At 65.0% G+C, this 15,495-nt stretch carries 24 protein-coding genes; 9 read left to right on the top strand and 15 right to left on the bottom strand.

The window, feature by feature from the left end; translation table 11 throughout:
• Nucleotides 1–236 precede the first annotated feature (236 nt).
• The 5 genes from QQK18_RS22630 to QQK18_RS22610 form a co-directional block, all read right to left on the bottom strand.
• Nucleotides 237–488, bottom strand: a complete 252-nt coding sequence (locus tag QQK18_RS22630; protein ID WP_284342663.1) for a GlsB/YeaQ/YmgE family stress response membrane protein — start codon at nucleotides 486–488, stop codon at nucleotides 237–239.
• Nucleotides 489–739: 251 nt separating this feature from the next.
• Nucleotides 740–991 carry a PilZ domain-containing protein gene (locus QQK18_RS22625; RefSeq protein WP_284342662.1) on the bottom strand — a complete coding sequence of 84 codons (252 nt, stop codon included), beginning with the start codon at nucleotides 989–991 and terminating at the stop codon, nucleotides 740–742.
• 95 nt (nucleotides 992–1,086) lie between these two features.
• Nucleotides 1,087–1,581 carry a DUF421 domain-containing protein gene (locus QQK18_RS22620; protein WP_284342661.1) on the bottom strand — a complete coding sequence of 165 codons (495 nt, stop codon included), beginning with the start codon at nucleotides 1,579–1,581 and terminating at the stop codon, nucleotides 1,087–1,089.
• 146 nt (nucleotides 1,582–1,727) lie between these two features.
• On the bottom strand, nucleotides 1,728–1,934 hold the full coding sequence (locus QQK18_RS22615; RefSeq protein WP_284342660.1) for a hypothetical protein: 207 nt from the start codon (nucleotides 1,932–1,934) through the stop codon (nucleotides 1,728–1,730).
• A gap of 147 nt (nucleotides 1,935–2,081) precedes the next feature.
• The gene (locus tag QQK18_RS22610) at nucleotides 2,082–2,294 is read right to left on the bottom strand and encodes a hypothetical protein (protein ID WP_284342659.1); all 213 of its coding nucleotides are present in this window, start codon (nucleotides 2,292–2,294) and stop codon (nucleotides 2,082–2,084) included.
• Nucleotides 2,295–2,489: 195 nt separating this feature from the next.
• Between QQK18_RS22610 and QQK18_RS22605 the strand changes: the two genes are divergently transcribed.
• Nucleotides 2,490–3,059 (top strand): alpha-ketoglutarate-dependent dioxygenase AlkB, encoded by a 570-nt coding sequence (locus QQK18_RS22605; RefSeq protein ID WP_284342658.1) that lies wholly within the window; start codon nucleotides 2,490–2,492, stop codon nucleotides 3,057–3,059.
• A 200-nt stretch (nucleotides 3,060–3,259) separates the two neighbouring features.
• On the opposite strand, the gene QQK18_RS22600 is transcribed toward QQK18_RS22605, so the two are convergent.
• The gene (locus QQK18_RS22600; RefSeq protein WP_284342657.1) at nucleotides 3,260–4,249 is read right to left on the bottom strand and encodes a zinc-dependent alcohol dehydrogenase family protein; all 990 of its coding nucleotides are present in this window, start codon (nucleotides 4,247–4,249) and stop codon (nucleotides 3,260–3,262) included.
• Between the two features lie 105 nt (nucleotides 4,250–4,354).
• On the opposite strand from QQK18_RS22600, the gene QQK18_RS22595 reads away from it, so the two are divergent.
• A complete protein-coding gene (locus QQK18_RS22595) occupies nucleotides 4,355–5,254 on the top strand; it encodes a LysR family transcriptional regulator (RefSeq protein ID WP_284342656.1) in 900 nt (299 codons plus the stop codon).
• 27 nt (nucleotides 5,255–5,281) lie between these two features.
• Here the strand turns inward: QQK18_RS22595 and QQK18_RS22590 are convergent, their stop codons facing one another.
• From QQK18_RS22590 to QQK18_RS22575, 4 genes are all read right to left on the bottom strand, one after another.
• The gene (locus QQK18_RS22590) at nucleotides 5,282–6,265 is read right to left on the bottom strand and encodes a hypothetical protein (protein WP_284342655.1); all 984 of its coding nucleotides are present in this window, start codon (nucleotides 6,263–6,265) and stop codon (nucleotides 5,282–5,284) included.
• A gap of 77 nt (nucleotides 6,266–6,342) precedes the next feature.
• On the bottom strand, nucleotides 6,343–6,510 hold the full coding sequence (locus tag QQK18_RS22585) for a hypothetical protein (protein WP_284342654.1): 168 nt from the start codon (nucleotides 6,508–6,510) through the stop codon (nucleotides 6,343–6,345).
• 346 nt (nucleotides 6,511–6,856) lie between these two features.
• Nucleotides 6,857–7,579, bottom strand: coding sequence for a DUF899 domain-containing protein (locus QQK18_RS22580; RefSeq protein WP_284342653.1), 723 nt, complete (start codon nucleotides 7,577–7,579; stop codon nucleotides 6,857–6,859).
• A gap of 157 nt (nucleotides 7,580–7,736) precedes the next feature.
• Complete coding sequence (locus tag QQK18_RS22575; protein WP_284342652.1) at nucleotides 7,737–8,225, bottom strand: NUDIX domain-containing protein; 489 nt, start codon at nucleotides 8,223–8,225, stop codon at nucleotides 7,737–7,739.
• Nucleotides 8,226–8,353: 128 nt separating this feature from the next.
• Between QQK18_RS22575 and QQK18_RS22570 the strand changes: the two genes are divergently transcribed.
• A complete protein-coding gene (locus QQK18_RS22570; RefSeq protein WP_284342651.1) occupies nucleotides 8,354–9,112 on the top strand; it encodes a phosphotransferase in 759 nt (252 codons plus the stop codon).
• Between the two features lie 161 nt (nucleotides 9,113–9,273).
• Here QQK18_RS22570 and QQK18_RS22565 read toward each other — a convergent pair whose 3' ends face one another.
• Entirely contained in the window at nucleotides 9,274–9,621 is a 348-nt protein-coding gene (locus QQK18_RS22565; protein WP_284342650.1) for a hypothetical protein, read from the bottom strand.
• A 203-nt stretch (nucleotides 9,622–9,824) separates the two neighbouring features.
• Nucleotides 9,825–10,334: a GFA family protein gene (locus QQK18_RS22560; RefSeq protein WP_284342649.1), complete on the bottom strand. Its 510-nt coding sequence runs from the start codon at nucleotides 10,332–10,334 to the stop codon at nucleotides 9,825–9,827.
• Nucleotides 10,335–10,560: 226 nt separating this feature from the next.
• On the opposite strand from QQK18_RS22560, the gene QQK18_RS22555 reads away from it, so the two are divergent.
• The 5 genes from QQK18_RS22555 (at nucleotide 10,561) to QQK18_RS22535 (ending at nucleotide 12,682) form a co-directional block, all read left to right on the top strand.
• Entirely contained in the window at nucleotides 10,561–10,968 is a 408-nt protein-coding gene (locus tag QQK18_RS22555; RefSeq protein WP_284342648.1) for a hypothetical protein, read from the top strand.
• Between the two features lie 19 nt (nucleotides 10,969–10,987).
• Nucleotides 10,988–11,272, top strand: a complete 285-nt coding sequence (locus QQK18_RS22550; protein ID WP_284342647.1) for a hypothetical protein — start codon at nucleotides 10,988–10,990, stop codon at nucleotides 11,270–11,272.
• 79 nt (nucleotides 11,273–11,351) lie between these two features.
• On the top strand, nucleotides 11,352–11,627 hold the full coding sequence (locus QQK18_RS22545) for a DUF1905 domain-containing protein (protein ID WP_284342646.1): 276 nt from the start codon (nucleotides 11,352–11,354) through the stop codon (nucleotides 11,625–11,627).
• 55 nt (nucleotides 11,628–11,682) lie between these two features.
• Nucleotides 11,683–12,288 (top strand): TetR/AcrR family transcriptional regulator, encoded by a 606-nt coding sequence (locus QQK18_RS22540; protein ID WP_284342645.1) that lies wholly within the window; start codon nucleotides 11,683–11,685, stop codon nucleotides 12,286–12,288.
• Between the two features lie 13 nt (nucleotides 12,289–12,301).
• A complete protein-coding gene (locus QQK18_RS22535) occupies nucleotides 12,302–12,682 on the top strand; it encodes a RidA family protein (protein WP_284342644.1) in 381 nt (126 codons plus the stop codon).
• An 84-nt stretch (nucleotides 12,683–12,766) separates the two neighbouring features.
• Here the strand turns inward: QQK18_RS22535 and QQK18_RS22530 are convergent, their stop codons facing one another.
• The 3 genes from QQK18_RS22530 to QQK18_RS22520 all read right to left on the bottom strand — a co-directional run bounded on the left by QQK18_RS22530 (nucleotide 12,767) and on the right by QQK18_RS22520 (nucleotide 14,399).
• Nucleotides 12,767–13,156 (bottom strand): GFA family protein, encoded by a 390-nt coding sequence (locus QQK18_RS22530; protein ID WP_284342643.1) that lies wholly within the window; start codon nucleotides 13,154–13,156, stop codon nucleotides 12,767–12,769.
• Nucleotides 13,153–13,698, bottom strand: coding sequence for a GrpB family protein (locus tag QQK18_RS22525; RefSeq protein WP_284342642.1), 546 nt, complete (start codon nucleotides 13,696–13,698; stop codon nucleotides 13,153–13,155). Before QQK18_RS22525 ends, QQK18_RS22530 begins: the two co-directional genes overlap by 4 nt.
• Nucleotides 13,699–13,808: 110 nt before the next feature.
• A complete protein-coding gene (locus QQK18_RS22520) occupies nucleotides 13,809–14,399 on the bottom strand; it encodes a GNAT family N-acetyltransferase (RefSeq protein WP_284342641.1) in 591 nt (196 codons plus the stop codon).
• A 228-nt stretch (nucleotides 14,400–14,627) separates the two neighbouring features.
• Here QQK18_RS22520 and QQK18_RS22515 point away from each other — a divergent pair, with 228 nt between their 5' ends.
• The gene (locus QQK18_RS22515; protein ID WP_284342640.1) at nucleotides 14,628–15,452 is read left to right on the top strand and encodes a class I SAM-dependent methyltransferase; all 825 of its coding nucleotides are present in this window, start codon (nucleotides 14,628–14,630) and stop codon (nucleotides 15,450–15,452) included.
• The last annotated feature ends 43 nt before the right edge of the window (nucleotides 15,453–15,495 follow it).

Below are 15,495 nucleotides of genomic sequence, written 5' to 3'. Positions count from 1 at the left end.
CAATGGTCGGAGAGGAGATTGGTTTCGGCAACCAACTGAAGGCAGAAGCGAAATTGCACTGTGTCAGGCCGTGCCGGACTTTTCGTGCCTGGTGAGGTGATCAGGGCCGGGCCCCGCCTGCGCGGGGGTGGGATGCGGTGGCTGGGGTGGTCTGGTGCTTCACCCACCAACAGAGAGCAAAAAGAGCCGCCGGGCTCATCCGCCCAGCGGCCCCCATGCTGCGATCGGTGAACGCGCTAGCGTCTTACAGCCCGTACCACGGCGATCAAGATACAGGCGCCGACGAGGCCGGCGATGAGATAGCCGAGCCAGCCGCCGAACGAGATGCCGAGGATGCCGAAGAGGAAGCTGGCGATCGCTGCCCCGACGATGCCGAGGATGATATTGAGGAAAATATTGGTGTCGGTCTTCATGATCATGCTGGCAATCCAGCCGGCGAGACCGCCGATGATGATCGCTGCGAGCCAGCCTATCCCGTCAAAACCCATGGTGTCCTCCTCGAGAAGTTGACCTCAGATGGATCGGGCGGCCGACAGGTATCGGGTCGCCGCACGACCCCTGGTTTTTATAACACGGGCAAGGCGTTGTTCGTTCCGAAAATGCAGCGGCGGCAGGTGTGTCGGTGGGTGCGGGGAATGGTGCGCACCTTCAGTGTGGGTGGGTGGCGCGCGACGACCACAACCGCGGTGATACGCGGTGGGGTGGGGCGGCATGGTGCCTCTTCAAGAGGCTCTGACACTCAATCCTCGTATTCCAGCCCCACCGTCTGCTGGTGCCGCCAGATCATGCGGCACTGCTCGATGCGGTGGGCAAAGAGCATGTAGAAATCGGCGGGCAATGGAACGTCCTCGGCGAGGCGGATGCGGGCACCGAAGGTCGAGGCGTCGAGCACCTGCGCGGGCACGCGCGTCAGCCCGTCATCGATGACAACCTGGGCGCCGATGTGCAGGCGGTACCGGCGAAATCGGCGCTTTTCCTCGAGGAGCTTCATCCCACGTGGTGTGCGCCGATTTTGCTTACGCGGGCTGAAGGAAGTCGGTGAGAACTTATCGGTTTGGGAGTTCGCCGGAGATGGACGGCGCCGTCCTAGCGGCTCACCTGGTGGCGTAGGCCCACGCTGATCGAGCCGTCGCTTTCAAGGATGAGGAATTCGGCGTCGGCGACGTCCGACCCCCCGGACTGGCGAATGGCGCTGATCGCTTCCTCCCTGGTGATCCGTTCGCGGTGCATTGCCTCCTCGCACCAGGCGCCGGAGCGGGCGAGCATGGTCGGCTCGGAGCGCACCAGTCGGGCGAATGGGCGCGAGCGCACCGACAACCAGGCTACGAGAAGTTGCAGCAGGATGAGGAGGCCCAAGGCCACCGCACCTTCGGCCAGCGCGATCGATTCCTGCAGCAGGATAGCCGATAGTGTCGAGCCGAGCGCGATGGTGACGACGAGGTCGAAGGCGTTGAGCTTGGCGAGCGTCCGCTTGCCCGAAAACCTGAGGAACAGGACCAGGGTGATGTAGGCGAGGGCGCCGACGACCAGCGTCCTGACGATCCCTTGCCAACCCTGGAAGAACATCCCCGTCCAGTCCATGGGCCTCTCCCTTCTCGCGCAGCATTGCCTAATCAGGGTAATCGCCGGGGATGCGCGGCGGTTCAAATGGGTGGCCACCGAAGGCGCCGGCGAAAAGGGTGGGCGGGCGCACTGCTCGGGGCGGTTGCGCAGGGACGCCGGCCTGGTCAGGCGCCGGCCTTGAGGCGATCCTCCAGTTCCTCGCTGGTCATGGCGTCGTGCCAGCGCCAGATCGGCTCGAGGATCGCCCAATCGGCTTCGCCGAGCTTGGTGTCGAGGGCGTATTCGGCCGTCTCGCGCAGCGATTTGAGGTGGAGCTTGCGCGTGCGAAGGATGGCGTCGGCCACCACCGGGTCGAAAGTCCATTCGTCCATAGGGGTTACTCCCGGCGTACTGCAGCACCAATGCGGCAAACCCGCCGCCGGTGCCGCGAACGCCAAGAAGTTAACCCAGGCTATCGGAAGGGGCCGGCCTCAGGTGGGACCCACGGCACCGGTGGCGCAAAAGCCGTGCCGTTCAAATCAGGCGCGCACGGGTTCGTCTTTGCTCTCTTCGTCGCCGGAAAAGGCCTGGATTTCCTCGATCAGCACCGCCACCACCTCGTTATGCGAGATGTGCGCTTCCGGGTGCCGCGCGATGAGCGCGTCGGCTTCGGCATCGAAGTCGATGGTCTCGGCCGCTTCGGCCGCGCGGTTGACGCGATCGGCGATGTCGACTGCCAGCAATAGCTTCACGGGCCGCAACTCCCAGGGTTGCCACTGATGTTAAGTCACAAAAATGAAATAATCCACGCAAACGATCCATCACGATTTTAATCGATCTGGCAAACCGCGCGCTGCCGGCCTGCAGGCCAACAGCTTGATCTGTCGCGAAAGAACCTTGGAATTGTCGCGAAGGAACCTCGCAGGAGGGAGGCTCATTCATGCCCCATGAGCCAGCCGGACCTCTTTGGAGAGCCTTTGCCGGACCTGCCGCCGGGCTTGCGCTACGAGCCGGGGCTGATGGGCGTCGACGAGGCCGACCGGCTGACGCAGACAATCGCGCAGCTGCCGTTCAAGGCGTTCGAGTTCCACGGGTTCACCGGCAAGCGGCGGGTCGTTTCGTTCGGCTGGAAATATGACTTTGCCTCGGAGCGCGTCGAGAGGATAGAGCCGATGCCGGCGTTCCTTGTGCCGCTGCGCGACAAGGCCGCTTCGTTCGGCGGGCTTCCCCCCGAAACTCTCGAGCAGGCACTGGTGACCGAATACCAGCCGGGCGCCGCCATCGGCTGGCACAAGGACAAGGCGGTGTTCGACGAGGTCATCGGCATCTCGCTCGGCGCGCCTTGCACGATGCGCTTCCGGCGCAAGGCCGGGGCGAAGTGGGAGCGGCGCAACCTGACCCTGGAGCCGGGCTCAGCCTATCTCATCAGCGGCGAGGCGCGCACGCTCTGGGAGCACTCGATCCCGCCGGTAGAGGAGCTGAGGTACTCGGTGACGTTCCGATCGATGCGGGGGTAGGGAAGCACCATCTATCAACACCCACAGGGTATCATCCCGGCGAAGGCCGGGATCCAGCCCTGAAGACATCAGCGAGCACGGGAAGTGCGGGTGCTGCGGTTTCGTGCCCGGTACACACACCTTGCGGCTGGGGCTGGGTCTCAGGATGGATCCCGGCCTGCGCGGAAGGAGCAGCTGCGCCGGCAGGAGCCCCAACGCCCTCACACCGTCACCACGATCTTGCCGAACTGCTCGTTCGACTCGAGGTAGCGGTGCGCTTCGACGATCTCCTCGAAGGGAAAGGTGCGGGCGATCACCGGGCGGAGCGCGCCCGTGGCCAGGTGATCGAGGATGAAGGCTTTAGCCGGTTCCAACCGGGCCGGATCGCCGGTGATCTCGTGGACGAGGTAGCCGCGCAGCGTCAGGGTCTTGCGCAGGATCGCAGGGAGCGGGAATGGTGTCGGCTCGGGGCTGAGGCCGCCATATTCGATGAGCATGCCGCCGGGCGCCATGGCCGCCGTCAGGGGCTCGAAGATGGGGCCGCCGACTGCGTCGAGGACGACACGGATACCGTCCCGCCCGGCGATCTCGCGTAGCGCGAGCTCGAGATCCTCCTCGGCCGAGGCGACGATGTGAGCCGCCCCGGCTGCGCGCAGCGCATCTTTCTTGGCGCAGGTGCGCGTGACGGCGATCGGGATGGCGCCGACGGCGTTGGCGATCTGGATGGCGGCGAGGCCGACGCTGCTCGAGGCGGCGGTGACGACGACGGGTTCGCCGCTGCGCATCCCGGCTATGTCGATGAGGGCGCCATAGGCGGTGAGGTATTGCATCCAGCTGGCGGCCGCCGCTTCCATCGACAGCGATGGCGGGTGCCTGACGACGAGGCCGGCGGGGTAGGTCACGAGTTCGCCATAGGCCGGCGAAGAGAGCATCGACTTTGGCGGTATGACGCTGACGGCGTCGCCGGATTCGAAGCCGGCAATGCCTTCACCGACCTTGTCGACGATGCCCGCGGCCTCGAGGCCGAGGCCGGAGGGCAGGGTCGCGGTCTCGATATAGGCGCCGCGGCGGACCAGAGCCTCGGCCCGGTTGAGGCCCAGCGCCCTGACATGGATGCGGACCTCACCCGGGCCGGGTTCGGCATCATCGATATGCTCGATGCGCAGCACCTCGGGACCGCCAAGCTGATGAAAGCGAACGACACGCGCCATCGCACAAACTCCGAAAACAATTGAGCGCAATGAGCTTTGCCTCAGGCATTTTCGCCGATAAACAGCCGTTCAGGCAGGAGAGTCGAAACCAGGAGTTTCTAAATCATGGATCGCCTGACCAGCATGGCCGTGTTCGTCAAGGCCGCAGATCTCGGTTCATTCGCGGCGGCGGCGGAAGCGCTCGAACTTTCCGGGCCCATGGTCGGCAAGCATGTGCGGCACCTCGAAGAGCGCCTCGGGGTGCGCCTCATCAACCGCACCACCCGCCGCCAGAGCCTCACCGAATTCGGGCGCGCCTATTACGAGCGCTGCCGGACGGTGCTGGCGGAGGCCGAGGCCGCCGATGCGCTGGTCGGCGGGCAGATCAGCGCGCCGGTGGGCAAGCTGCGGGTGACCATGCCGGCCCTTATCGGGCGACGCTGCATCGCGCCGATCCTGCTGCCGCTGGCGCAGCGGCACAAGGAGCTCGAGCTCGAGCTTTCGTTCGGTGACCGTATCGTCGACCTTGCCGAGGACGGCTTCGACCTTGCCGTCCGCACCGGGACGCTTACGGGGGGAGCCGGGCTGATGACGCGCCGGATCGGGCGCCACACCATGATCGTCTGCGCGGCACCCTCGCACATCGCCCAACACGGCCGGCCCCGTCAGCTCGAGGACCTCGAACGGCATAAGGCGATCATCTACAGCCGGCCCGGTTGGACCCATGCCTGGCTCTTTCCGCGCGAGGGGGAGGAGCCGGCGCGGGTGTCGCCGCCGGCGCGACTGCGCCTCGACGACCTCGAGGCGATCGCCGATGCGGCGGAGGCCGGCATGGGGCTCGCCTGGCTCCCCTCGTTCCTGGTGCGCGAACGCCTTGCGGTCGGCACGCTGGTGCCGTTGCTGACAGATCACCCGGGTTATGTGTTCGACAACCACGTCCTCTGGCTCGAGACGCCGCACCTGCCGGCAAAGATCCGCCTCGCCATCGATGCGCTCGCGGCGGAATTGCCGGGGGTGTTGGCGTGACCGGGAACGATGAGTCCGGTCGTTCAATCACCGGCGCGCGTCACCCTCCCGGCGCACGCGCATGCCGGCAGCGAACAATAGGGCGATGGCTGCGGCTGAGAACACGGCGTTGCCGACAAGGTCGGTCATGAGGTCGACGCCGCCGATCGAGGGCACCTGCAGGAAGCCGAACCAGACATAGGTAAGGGTCATCCCGGCGGCCACGGCGAAGCGGTGGGTCTGCGTCCAGCCGTCTCGGCGTGACCAGTATCGGAGCGTGAGGCCGAAGGCCGCCGCCGTCAGCAGCATGAGCGCGGCGCTGACCCAGGCGTTGGGAATATCGCGCAGATAGGCGAGCCCAAGGAAGATGCTGCCGGCGGCAAAGGCTGCAAGGCCGGCGACAGGCGGGCGGGGCGCCGTGCGGGTGGTGTCGTTGGCGCCTGCCCGGCCGCGCTGCATGAATGCGCCGACGACCAGTGCCACCACGGCAATCGCGGCGATGGCGAACTGGTGTGGCGCGGCGATGAACGATGACTGCTCGAACATCACCGTCATCGCGCAGCCGGCGAGAAAAAGGAGGGCGGTGACCGCGAGCCCGAACCTGCCGAGCCAGGACGTTTCGCGCTCTGCGCCGGCGAGCGTTTCGATCAGCGCGATGGGGACGGCCGTGCTCCACACCGCATGCAGACCAAGGACGAACACCGTCCACCACATGCCGATACCGAGCCAGGGCACCTCCGCGTGGGCGGTGAGGCCGAGCCCCAGATAGTCGGGATCGAACAGCGACTGGGTGACGAACGCTTCCTCGATGACGCCGAAAGCGAGGCAGAGGAGGAGCATGCCCGGCCAGCCGAGCCCGGCCCGCCGGGCGGTCTCGCGAATGAGAAGCGCACCACCACCATAGAGGGGGGCAAGCGCGATCAGGGCCGGGAGGAAAGTGATCGGCAAGTTGCCGAGCAGGAACTCGCCGATGAGCGGGGCGAGAAGGAACAGGCTCAGTGCCCAGATCAGTGCAGGTGCCCGTCGCGCCATGGGCAGGCCCTCCCTTGCCGGGCTTTGACATCAGGGTAGCCAAGGCCGATCGGCTGATGGCGCTTTGCGTGAGGAGGCTAAGAGTTGGCGGAGACGCCGGCGGTCGTCACCGGGCCGCCTGTGACGGCGACGCCGACGGGTTCGAGTGCGTTGAACATGGTGCTGGCGAACATGACGAGGGCGAGAGCCGCGACCGCGCCGAGGACGAGCGCCATCAGCCGGGTGTTCAATGACTTGTAGTCCATTGCTGTTCCTTCCCGCGTTTGACTTTAGTCCACCACCATCGCGCATCAACAGCAACGACCTATCGTGTCGCTGCGGTGGAATAGCGTTCTCACAGAGGTGGTTTTGGGGTGGTCGGGTAGAACAGGTTTGCGTGAGATGGTGCCGATGATCTTGGGCAGACCGGGGCGCATAGACGCGCACGCGGGGTGCGGCAGGCATGCAGCCGTGGGGTTCGTGCCTCTACGCACGATCCTGCGGCAGCGCCGCCACGCGCCGCGGAACGCGTAGGGTTGCGGCCCCGTTGCCCCTCGAAATCGGCCCCGAGATCGCCGCTCACGTTTGCGATACGCTCAGAGGCTCGCCAACTCATGCGTCTCCCTTCGGTTGCGGAGGGTTGGGAGCAGCGATTGGGCCGTAGTTGTCGTGAAGACGCCACCACGTGTAGGGATCGCGCTGAGGGCGCCCAGGCGGCACCTCCTGCCAATTCTCCTGCCGACCTAACAGCGTCATGTCGAGAAATGACCAGACGGGACCTATTTCCTCGATGCCGCGTCCGTTCAGAAAGTAGGTGCGGAAAACCCGTTCACCGCGCCGGATGAAGACGTTGAGGCCGAATAGCTCTTCAACACCGAAATCCCGAGAGAACCGCTCGTCGGGCAGCGAATAGAAAGGGATGTGATCCCATCCCATCCGTTCGCGCAGGCTCTCGATCTTGTCGACAGGAGCAGCAGTGACGAAGGCGAGGGTCGTGTCGCGTGCTGCAAGGTGCGCAGGATGAACCACGGTGTCAGCAAACATCGAGCAACCGCTGCACGCCCCATCCGGCCAATTCTCGACATCGGGCGCATAGAAGAAACGATAGACGATAAGCTGTCGTCGTCCTTCGAACAGCCCCAGCAGATCCCGATCGCCATTCGTGCCCATGAATCTGTAACTGCGGTCAACTTCGGTCACCGGGAGGAGCCTGCGTTTGGCGACCAGACGGTCCTTGGCTTTCATCAGGGTCTTTTCCTCCGCGAGCAGCTTCTCGCGGGCAGCCTTCCATTCATCTTGCGAAACCACATCGAAGTCGCCAATGGGTTCGCGCATGGACGGAGCAGGGACTCCGGGACCTTCTTGTCGAGCCATTTTCTCCTCCGCTGAACGTGTTGCATGTCCGCATGCAACGGCTATGCAGCACGCGGGTTGCGGTTAGAAGCTTCGACTCTCCCTGAATGCGACCGTCTTACCCCGATCGTACGTTGCCCTAGATCAACTGGAACCCCTCGCCGGCTTTCCAGCGCATCCAGGCTTCGATGCTTCGGAGGTGGTTGGGCACCATTTCGGGAAGGTCCTGGGGGTCGAACCAGCGGTATTCGAGGGCTTCGCCGTCGAGCGGGCGCGGCGTGCCGGAAAAGGCGCGCGTGGTGAACATCAGGGAGAAGTTGCGGCAGACGTCGCCATTGGGAAAGGTGGTCGTTTCCCAGTGCGGGTCGCTGGCAAAGCCAAAGGGCGTGACGCTCTCGAGGGTGAGCCCGGATTCCTCGCGCACCTCGCGGATGATGGTCTGCGCTGCATCCTCCTCCGGCTCGCAGGCGTCGCCGGGCAACGCCCAGACCTCGAAATCGGCGCGCAGATCGAGGAGGACCGATCCGGTTTCGTTCTCGATGACGATGCGCGTGCCGGCAACGATGAGCAGGCGGTCGCCGACCAACTGGCGCAGCTGCCCGAGATAACTTTGCGAGAAATCGGCCATGCGGTCCTTCCCAGATGACAGTCGGGCGGGGAACCTAGCACGCGTCTGGTGGGCGCTGTCACCACCTCGTGGCACTTCGCTTCGCCTCAGTTCTCGCGTCGAGCGCGGCGACGCGCTAAGCGTTGGGTATGGAAGAGCCTGAGATTGCGCTGACGGGTGGTCGCGTCACAGCCGGGGTCGTCAGGATAGGCGACACGGTCAGGCGGCCGATATCGCGCGACCGCACGCTGCAGCATGACCTGCTCAGCCATCTGGAAGCAAAGGGCTTTGTGGGAACGCCGCGCTTGCTGGGCGTCGATGAGATGAACCGGGAGGTGCTGTCTTTCATCGCCGGAGAGGTGCCCGCAGATCTCGGGCATTTCACGGACGAGCAACTGCACCAGGCAGCGCGCCTGCTGCGCCGCTTTCATGATGCGACGGTGGATCTGCCGGCGGTGGTGGCAGCCGGGGCAGAGGTGATGTGCCACAATGACTGGGGCCCGCCGAACTGCGTGCTCATCGACGGGATGCCCTGCGGCATCATCGATTTCGACACGCTGGCGCCCGGGCCAAGGCTTTGGGACCTCGGCTACTCGGCTTTTTCGTGGCTCGATATCGGCAACGACGACGAGTATTCAGGCAAGGAGCAGATCCGGCGCCTTGGGGTGTTCCTCGACGGCTACGGAATGGCTTCTCTTTCGGTATCCGAACTTGCGGTCTTCGTCGTCGCCCGCCAGTCGGCGCTCTCGACATGGGCGCACATGCAGGGCAAGCCCGAAATGGCCGAATGGGCGGCGGCGTGTCGGGAATGGACGGTTCGAGAGGTGCTGGAGCCGATTCTGCCGACGGCATTTCCGGAAGCGCGTATGACCTCGAGGGCAGCGGGTTTCGTATCCGGCAAGGAGTAGCCGGCTGGTTATCCGAGAGCCGGAACCGCCAAATGAAATTGATGGAGGCACACGGCCGCCCCACCCACCGGGTGTCATCGAAGGTGGTGGAGTGCTGGTGGTCGAGAGCCGCCGGGCGGATCGCCCGGCGGCTCTCGATACGCGTGCAACCGTTGCCAGCGTCAGGCGGCTTCGAGGGCCGTGATGCAGGCGGTGGCGAGGGCGCGGTTGGGGCTTTCGGACCCGAGCGGGGTCGCCCAGCCGGCCTTTTCAATGACGGCGCGCTTGGCCGTCGATCTGGCAGCCTCGAGTTCTGCAAGGACGGTGACGCGGGCAGGATCGGTCCTCGACCTTTCCACGCAATAAGGCGTCAAGGCGACGACCACGTCGGCAGCCGATTTCTTCGTCGCCAGATCCTGCGCGCTGCCTGCAGTGACCCAGCCGCCCCACATGAAGCCGACGATCGCCAGAAGAACAGCGCCAGAAACCGCGCCATATAGCGCGGGTTTAGTCCATGCAGGAATGTTCATTATGTCCCCAATCCCATTTCGTTGGAGGCGGCAGCATTGCTCGCCTTGCAGTAACGTTAGCACGGGGGCGGCAGGCAAAACGGTTAATATCGGACGTTCCCCCCTGTCAAATTCTCGTCATGAGAGCGCACGGGGTCGGAAATTCTCGGAAATACTCAAATGCGCAAAAGAATTGGGGATGAGGCGGCGATCGCACTCACCTCTCAACCCGGCCGATGCACCGGTGGCCAGTCGTCGGTGTCGTGGTCGGGATGCTGACGGTTGCTGGCGGCGATCGCCGCGGCCCAGTCGGGATCGTCGTCGCCGGTCACGCCGGTATCGGGCAGTTGGTGGAGCGTGGCGAAAAACGGCATCACGCCCTGGGTGCCGTCGAGGGTGACCGGCGGTACCAGCTCGGGGTGGTCGAGGGAGCCGAGGGTGATGCTGATATGGGTGCTGGTGACATCGTCATAGAACAGCGGCGTGCCACAGGCCGAACAGAAGCCGCGATCGACATTGGCCGAGCTGCGGAAGCGCGCCGGCGCGCCCCGTGTCCAGGTGAAGGCCCGCCGATCTACGGAAACCAGAGGGGCAAAATAATTGCCCATCGCCTTCTGGCACATGCGGCAGTGGCAGATATGCGCGTTGTCGTTGCGCTCGCTGGCGCGGTAACGCACCGCCCCGCACTGGCAGCCGCCGGTGAGATCCACCGGAATGCGGTCTTCGTAGGCCAAATCATCCCCCGATCGGCTGGCGGTTCAAGACTCAGCCAGTCTAGAGCGCGATGCGGTCTGATGGAATCACCGGCGGGCGTTTCCCCCAATCCGGCCGCGGCGTTCCTCTATGATGGGATCGGCTTAACCAGATGAAGACGAGGCGGCCGCGGGGAACCCTGGGTGCGGAGCCACGTTTGTTGTTGGCTTTCGTTCCTGATGTGAACCTTTGTATGGCAGGTGAATCATGCGCTCGCTGTTGGCCGTTCTCTCCTTCGTGCTCTTGTCCGCCGGTTCCCTGGCGCAGGAGGCCTCGATCGAGGGTGACTGGATAGACAAATGGGGGACGTCGTTCCACATGACGCTGTGCGGCGACGACGGCACGCAGCTCTGCGTGGTGATGACCGATCTCCAGGGCGAGTCGCGCACCGAGGAGAACCTTGCTTATCTGAACGAGGAGGTCCTGCAGGGGCAGATGATCGCGCCCAACCAGTGGCAGGGCAAGATGATGCTTGGCGGCGGCGAGGCCACGGGCACGGTGACCATGACCGGACCCGACACCATCGATATCGAAGGCTGCCAGGGAATCCTCTGCAACACGATCGAGTACCACCGGGTCGGATCCGCCGGGGCATCCGGGGGCGAGGCGGGCTGAAGCGTTGAGGGGGAAAGTCATGGGTGACCGGACGCCGACGACGGACCAGCTGCGATCGGCGATCGACAGCGAGAGCACCGGCGAGAAGGTGAACTTTCCCGATCCCGCAGCGGCGCCTCTTGGCACCGACGCGGAGGCAGCGGGTGAGCCGCCGACCGCAACGGAACGCCAGGCCGAGGTGCGCTCGCGGCCCAGAGCTTCGGGTCCGGAACAGGACCGGGGCATGCTCTACTATCTCGGGCTCGTTGGCATGGCCTACGTGCTGATGCTGGGGGTGGGCGTGCTGGCGCTGATGACGCGGTAACGGCATCGAAGTCCGGCGGCTGTCGAAATGCGCCCTTGTCGAACGACACTGTGGTGTACGCTCAAAGGGGGAGCCGACCATGTCCGAACTCGATCTGGTTTTTCGCGCCGAGCTGCAGAAAAGCCCTGCCAAGGGCGGATGGACCTTCCTTGTCTGGCCGAAGTCGGCAGCAACGTTTGGAACGCGTGGCCTGGTGAAGGTGCGCGGAACCATCGATGGAAAGCCCTTCGCGAGCTCGTTCATGCCTCTGGGTGACGGCAACCACAAGCTCCCGGTGAAGGCCGAGCTTTGCAAGGCATTGGGAAAGGCGGCCGGTCAGCAGGTGGAGGTGCGCCTTACCGAGCGTCTGGACTGATACGCAGGCGTTTTTAGAACTTGCATTCTAGAATGTTCTCTCTATAATGCCCTCCATGGCTAGAACACGCGCATTCGATAGCGACACTGTCCTGTTTGCCGCCGCCAACGCCTTTCGCCAGCGCGGCTACAGGGATGTCTCGATCGGTGACCTCGAAAAGGCGACGGGGCTTGCCTCCGGCAGCATTTACAATGCGTTCGGCGACAAGGCCGGTCTCTTTAAGGCGGCTCTGCACCAGTATGTCCATGGGTTCGTCAAACAGCGGCTGGTCGTCCATGCGGGCGAGGGTGCGGCGCTCGAGGATCTCGAGGGCCTGTTCATTACGGCGCTCGAGCCGCCTCTTGCCGACGGCTATGGGTGCCTGGTGGCCAATTCGATCATTGAGTTCGGCAATGCCGAGGGCATTGCCTCGAAACACATCGATGAGACCCTCTCCATGGTGCGGCATGCCATCGACGGGGTGCTGAAGCGCGAACTCGGACCGCAGGCATCGGATGCCGAGACCACGCACCTTCTCGTCCTCTATCTCGGCATCCTCACCCTCTCGCGAAGCCGCACGCCGCTCGAGGCGATGGCCGAGACGGTGCGGGCTGAATTCACCCGCCTCAGGCAATTGCGCGCGCAAAGGGACGACGCTTCTGCCCACGCCAACACTCCCTGACCAGGAAACCTCCATGCTCACCATGATCAACCCTGCCGGCTATCCGACGTCGCCCAGCTACAGCCAGGCAGCCGAGGTGCGAGGGGCGCAGCGCACCGTGTACGTGTCGGGGCAGGTGGGCGTGGATGCCAAGGGATATGTCGGAGCCGACATCGGCGAGCAGGCGAAGATCGCCGTCGCCAATCTCGATGCCGTGCTGCGCGAGGCTGGGATGGACAATCGCAACCTCGCCAAGGTCACCATCTACCTGACCGATGAAAGCTCGGTGCCGGGTTTCATGGAGGCGGCTGCCCATGCGCTGCCGTCACCTCCGCCGGCCACCACCCTGCTCATCGTCAAGGCGCTGGCGGCGCCATCTCTTCTCGTTGAAATCGAGGCGATCGCCGTCGACTGAGCCGCGCACCTGGGGCGGTGCAGGGGCCTGATCGAGGGTGCGGAAGAAGTCAGTGTCGCATTCCCGGTCACCCTGCATCCCGCTCTAACCCTTCGGCGGATTCCCCTCATGCTGGCTGACCCCGGCGACGGGCGCCAGCCAATGCTCGCGGCGGTTGGTCCAGATCTCGACCGACGGCGTAATGCCGTTCGGCGCCTCGTCGAGGGTGCCGAGGAAGATCTCGACGCCTTGGTCATAGAGGAAAAAAAGGCGCGCGCCGCAGGCGGGGCAGAATTGCCGGCGCTCGAACGTCTTCACCTCTCCGGTCATCGAGAACTGGTCGAGGCGCCAGTCGGCGGTGACCGAGAAGGCCGAGCCGGTGAGCTTGCGGCAGGTCAAGCAGTGGCAGACGCCGGCCTGATAGGGCTCGCCGCGCACCTCATAGCGCACCGCGCCGCAAAGGCACCCGCCGGCTCGGATGGGTTCGGTGGTCATGGGTGGTCCTCCGCTTGCGGTGACCCCGCCAGCGCAGCCTTGGCCGTGTCGATGAAATCGCGCTTCAGCGCCGTATATTTGCCGCGGCCGACAGGCGCTTGCGCAACCGCCGCCTCCTTGATCGCGACATAGGCTTGGCGCAAGGCCGCGTCACCGCGCAGGGCCTGCCGGAAGGCCAGGTTCGAGCGCCAGGATTCGCCTTGGAATTCCACCACATGCACCAGATGCGTGCGCACGCCCGCCTCCGGGCCCCGGCCGAAGATGTAGTGGCCGGCAACGCCTGCGTTCTCAGCATAGTCGTAACCGAGCGCGGCCAGCGGCTCAGGGCAGCATGCCCAATCCGCCAGTGGCAGAACGCCGACGAGAATATCGAGGAGGGGCTTGGCCCGCATGCCGACGACGGAAGTCGACCCGTAGTGCTCGATGCCCTTAGCAATCGTCCCCAACGCCGCCGTCAGCCGCTCTCGCTCGGCGACGAACTCGGCCGGCCAGGCCGGATCGTAATCGACCAGCACGTTCACACCGCGCTTGAGACCGAGCATTGGGTGCCTCCCGCGTTTCCGCCCGAACGTAATAGAAGGGCGAAAGTACGGCGATGCAAGCGGGCGGCTTGAGGTTGGACCGCCGGCCGCAGCTCGCCTGCCCCTCCTTTTCAGCGCGGCTTTTCAAGCAGCCAGTTGAGGTGCGAGCGCACCGCCGGCCACTCCTGGGCAATAATGCTGTAGACGCAGGTATCGCGGATGGTGCCGTCGGGCATGCGCATGTGCTGGCGGAGGATCCCGTCGAGACTTGCCCCGAGCCGCTCGATGGCGCGGCGGCTCTGCTGGTTGAGCACATGCGTGCGGAACTCGACGACGCGGCATTCGAGAGCGTCGAAGGCGTGGGAGAGCAGCAGGAGCTTGGCTTCGGTGTTCAGGGGCGTGCGCTGCGCGCCGCGCGCATACCAGGTCGCCCCGATCTCGACGCGCGGTACGGCGAGGTCGACATTGAGGTAGGTTGTCATCCCAACGATGCGTTGGGCAGCCTTGTCGAAGACGGTGAAGGGCAGCATCGCGCCGCCAGCCAAAAGCCCCAGGCGCCGCTCGATCTCCCCCGCCATCGCCTCGGGTGTCGCCACCTTGGTGTACCAGAGCTCCCAGAGGCTGCCGTCCTTGACCGCCTCGACGAGGCCGTCGTGATGGTCGGGCGAGAGCGGCAGGAGGTCGACGTGGCGGCCGGAGAGGGTGACGGGGGAAAGGGGCATGGCAGGAAGCTGGGGATATGGTGGGGGACCAATGCAATATTGATTTCCCGCGGCCAAATCCAGTGCGGTGGGGGTACGCACCAGGCCACCGGGGTGATGGCAGGATGGCCCCCACGCGATGCCTTCCAGTCATCGGCCCGATGAAATCTCGGCAATTGCTGCATCGCGTCAGCAAACCTACTCTCGTTCGACAGCCGGAGCGCCGGCGGCTCGAGGGAGGAGACGGCAATGGCGGAGGCAGTGATGACCCTGCCAGGTCTTGCGTTCGACCAGGCGAATTTTCCGCAGATGTACGAGCGTTGGCTCGCGCGGCCCCTGTTCCGGCCATGGGCCGAAACGGCTCTGGCGGAGGTGGGGTTGGCTCCGGGCGATCGGGTTCTCGACATCGCCTGCGGCACGGGCATATTGGCGCGGGTGGCGTGGGAGCAGCTGGGCGGCGACGGCCGCGTCGTCGGTATCGACGTCAGCCCGGGCATGCTTGCAGTTGCCCGGGCGCAAGCGCCGGAAATCGACTGGCGCGAGGGCAATGCGGGCGATTTGCCGCTCGCCGAGGGAGAGCAGTTCGACATCGTCGCCTGCCAGCAGGGCCTGCAGTTCTTTCCCGACAAGCCGGCGGCCGCGCGTGAGATGCGCCGCGCGACGGCGCGGGGCGGACGGCTGGCGGTGGCCACATGGCGCCCCGATGAGGAGGTCCCGTTCTATCTAGAGCTGCGGCGGATCGCTGAGCGATATTTGGGGCCCATCTCCGATCCGCGCTACGGTTTTGGCGATGCGACCCGGCTCGAGACGCTGTTCGAGCACGCGGGCTTTAAAGACATCACCTCGAGGATCCTGTCGCTCACCTTGAGGTTCGAGGAGGGTACGCCCTTCGTGCGTCTGAACACGATGGCGCTGATCGGCATGAGCGCTGCCGGCAAGGCCATGAGCGAAGACGAACGCAGCCGGGTAATGGAGGCGATCGTCAGCGAGAGCGTTCCCGTGGAGCAATCCTATAGTGACGGAACCACGCTGGCCTTCGAGGTGCGCACCAACCTGCTCACAGCCACGGGGTAGAGCCCGTTCCGATTGAATCGGAACGGGAGCTCCATGCGGTGGC

The sequence above is a fragment of the Devosia nitrariae genome, assembly GCF_030160115.1.
GTDB classification, from domain to species: domain Bacteria; phylum Pseudomonadota; class Alphaproteobacteria; order Rhizobiales; family Devosiaceae; genus Devosia; species Devosia nitrariae.
This window is presented reverse-complemented; position numbering and strand designations above follow the sequence as displayed.

Coding starts and splice junctions, on each gene's coding strand:
- QQK18_RS22630 (WP_284342663.1), bottom strand. CDS start 488: ATGGGTTTTGACGGGATAGGCTGGCTCGCAGCGATCATCATCGGCGGT.
- QQK18_RS22625 (WP_284342662.1), bottom strand. CDS start 991: ATGAAGCTCCTCGAGGAAAAGCGCCGATTTCGCCGGTACCGCCTGCAC.
- QQK18_RS22620 (WP_284342661.1), bottom strand. CDS start 1,581: ATGGACTGGACGGGGATGTTCTTCCAGGGTTGGCAAGGGATCGTCAGG.
- QQK18_RS22615 (WP_284342660.1), bottom strand. CDS start 1,934: ATGGACGAATGGACTTTCGACCCGGTGGTGGCCGACGCCATCCTTCGC.
- QQK18_RS22605 (WP_284342658.1), top strand. CDS start 2,490: ATGAGCCAGCCGGACCTCTTTGGAGAGCCTTTGCCGGACCTGCCGCCG.
- QQK18_RS22600 (WP_284342657.1), bottom strand. CDS start 4,249: ATGGCGCGTGTCGTTCGCTTTCATCAGCTTGGCGGTCCCGAGGTGCTG.
- QQK18_RS22595 (WP_284342656.1), top strand. CDS start 4,355: ATGGATCGCCTGACCAGCATGGCCGTGTTCGTCAAGGCCGCAGATCTC.
- QQK18_RS22590 (WP_284342655.1), bottom strand. CDS start 6,265: ATGGCGCGACGGGCACCTGCACTGATCTGGGCACTGAGCCTGTTCCTT.
- QQK18_RS22585 (WP_284342654.1), bottom strand. CDS start 6,510: ATGGACTACAAGTCATTGAACACCCGGCTGATGGCGCTCGTCCTCGGC.
- QQK18_RS22580 (WP_284342653.1), bottom strand. CDS start 7,579: ATGCGCGAACCCATTGGCGACTTCGATGTGGTTTCGCAAGATGAATGG.
- QQK18_RS22575 (WP_284342652.1), bottom strand. CDS start 8,225: ATGGCCGATTTCTCGCAAAGTTATCTCGGGCAGCTGCGCCAGTTGGTC.
- QQK18_RS22570 (WP_284342651.1), top strand. CDS start 8,354: ATGGAAGAGCCTGAGATTGCGCTGACGGGTGGTCGCGTCACAGCCGGG.
- QQK18_RS22565 (WP_284342650.1), bottom strand. CDS start 9,621: ATGAACATTCCTGCATGGACTAAACCCGCGCTATATGGCGCGGTTTCT.
- QQK18_RS22555 (WP_284342648.1), top strand. CDS start 10,561: ATGCGCTCGCTGTTGGCCGTTCTCTCCTTCGTGCTCTTGTCCGCCGGT.
- QQK18_RS22550 (WP_284342647.1), top strand. CDS start 10,988: ATGGGTGACCGGACGCCGACGACGGACCAGCTGCGATCGGCGATCGAC.
- QQK18_RS22545 (WP_284342646.1), top strand. CDS start 11,352: ATGTCCGAACTCGATCTGGTTTTTCGCGCCGAGCTGCAGAAAAGCCCT.
- QQK18_RS22540 (WP_284342645.1), top strand. CDS start 11,683: ATGGCTAGAACACGCGCATTCGATAGCGACACTGTCCTGTTTGCCGCC.
- QQK18_RS22535 (WP_284342644.1), top strand. CDS start 12,302: ATGCTCACCATGATCAACCCTGCCGGCTATCCGACGTCGCCCAGCTAC.
- QQK18_RS22530 (WP_284342643.1), bottom strand. CDS start 13,156: ATGACCACCGAACCCATCCGAGCCGGCGGGTGCCTTTGCGGCGCGGTG.
- QQK18_RS22525 (WP_284342642.1), bottom strand. CDS start 13,698: ATGCTCGGTCTCAAGCGCGGTGTGAACGTGCTGGTCGATTACGATCCG.
- QQK18_RS22520 (WP_284342641.1), bottom strand. CDS start 14,399: ATGCCCCTTTCCCCCGTCACCCTCTCCGGCCGCCACGTCGACCTCCTG.
- QQK18_RS22515 (WP_284342640.1), top strand. CDS start 14,628: ATGGCGGAGGCAGTGATGACCCTGCCAGGTCTTGCGTTCGACCAGGCG.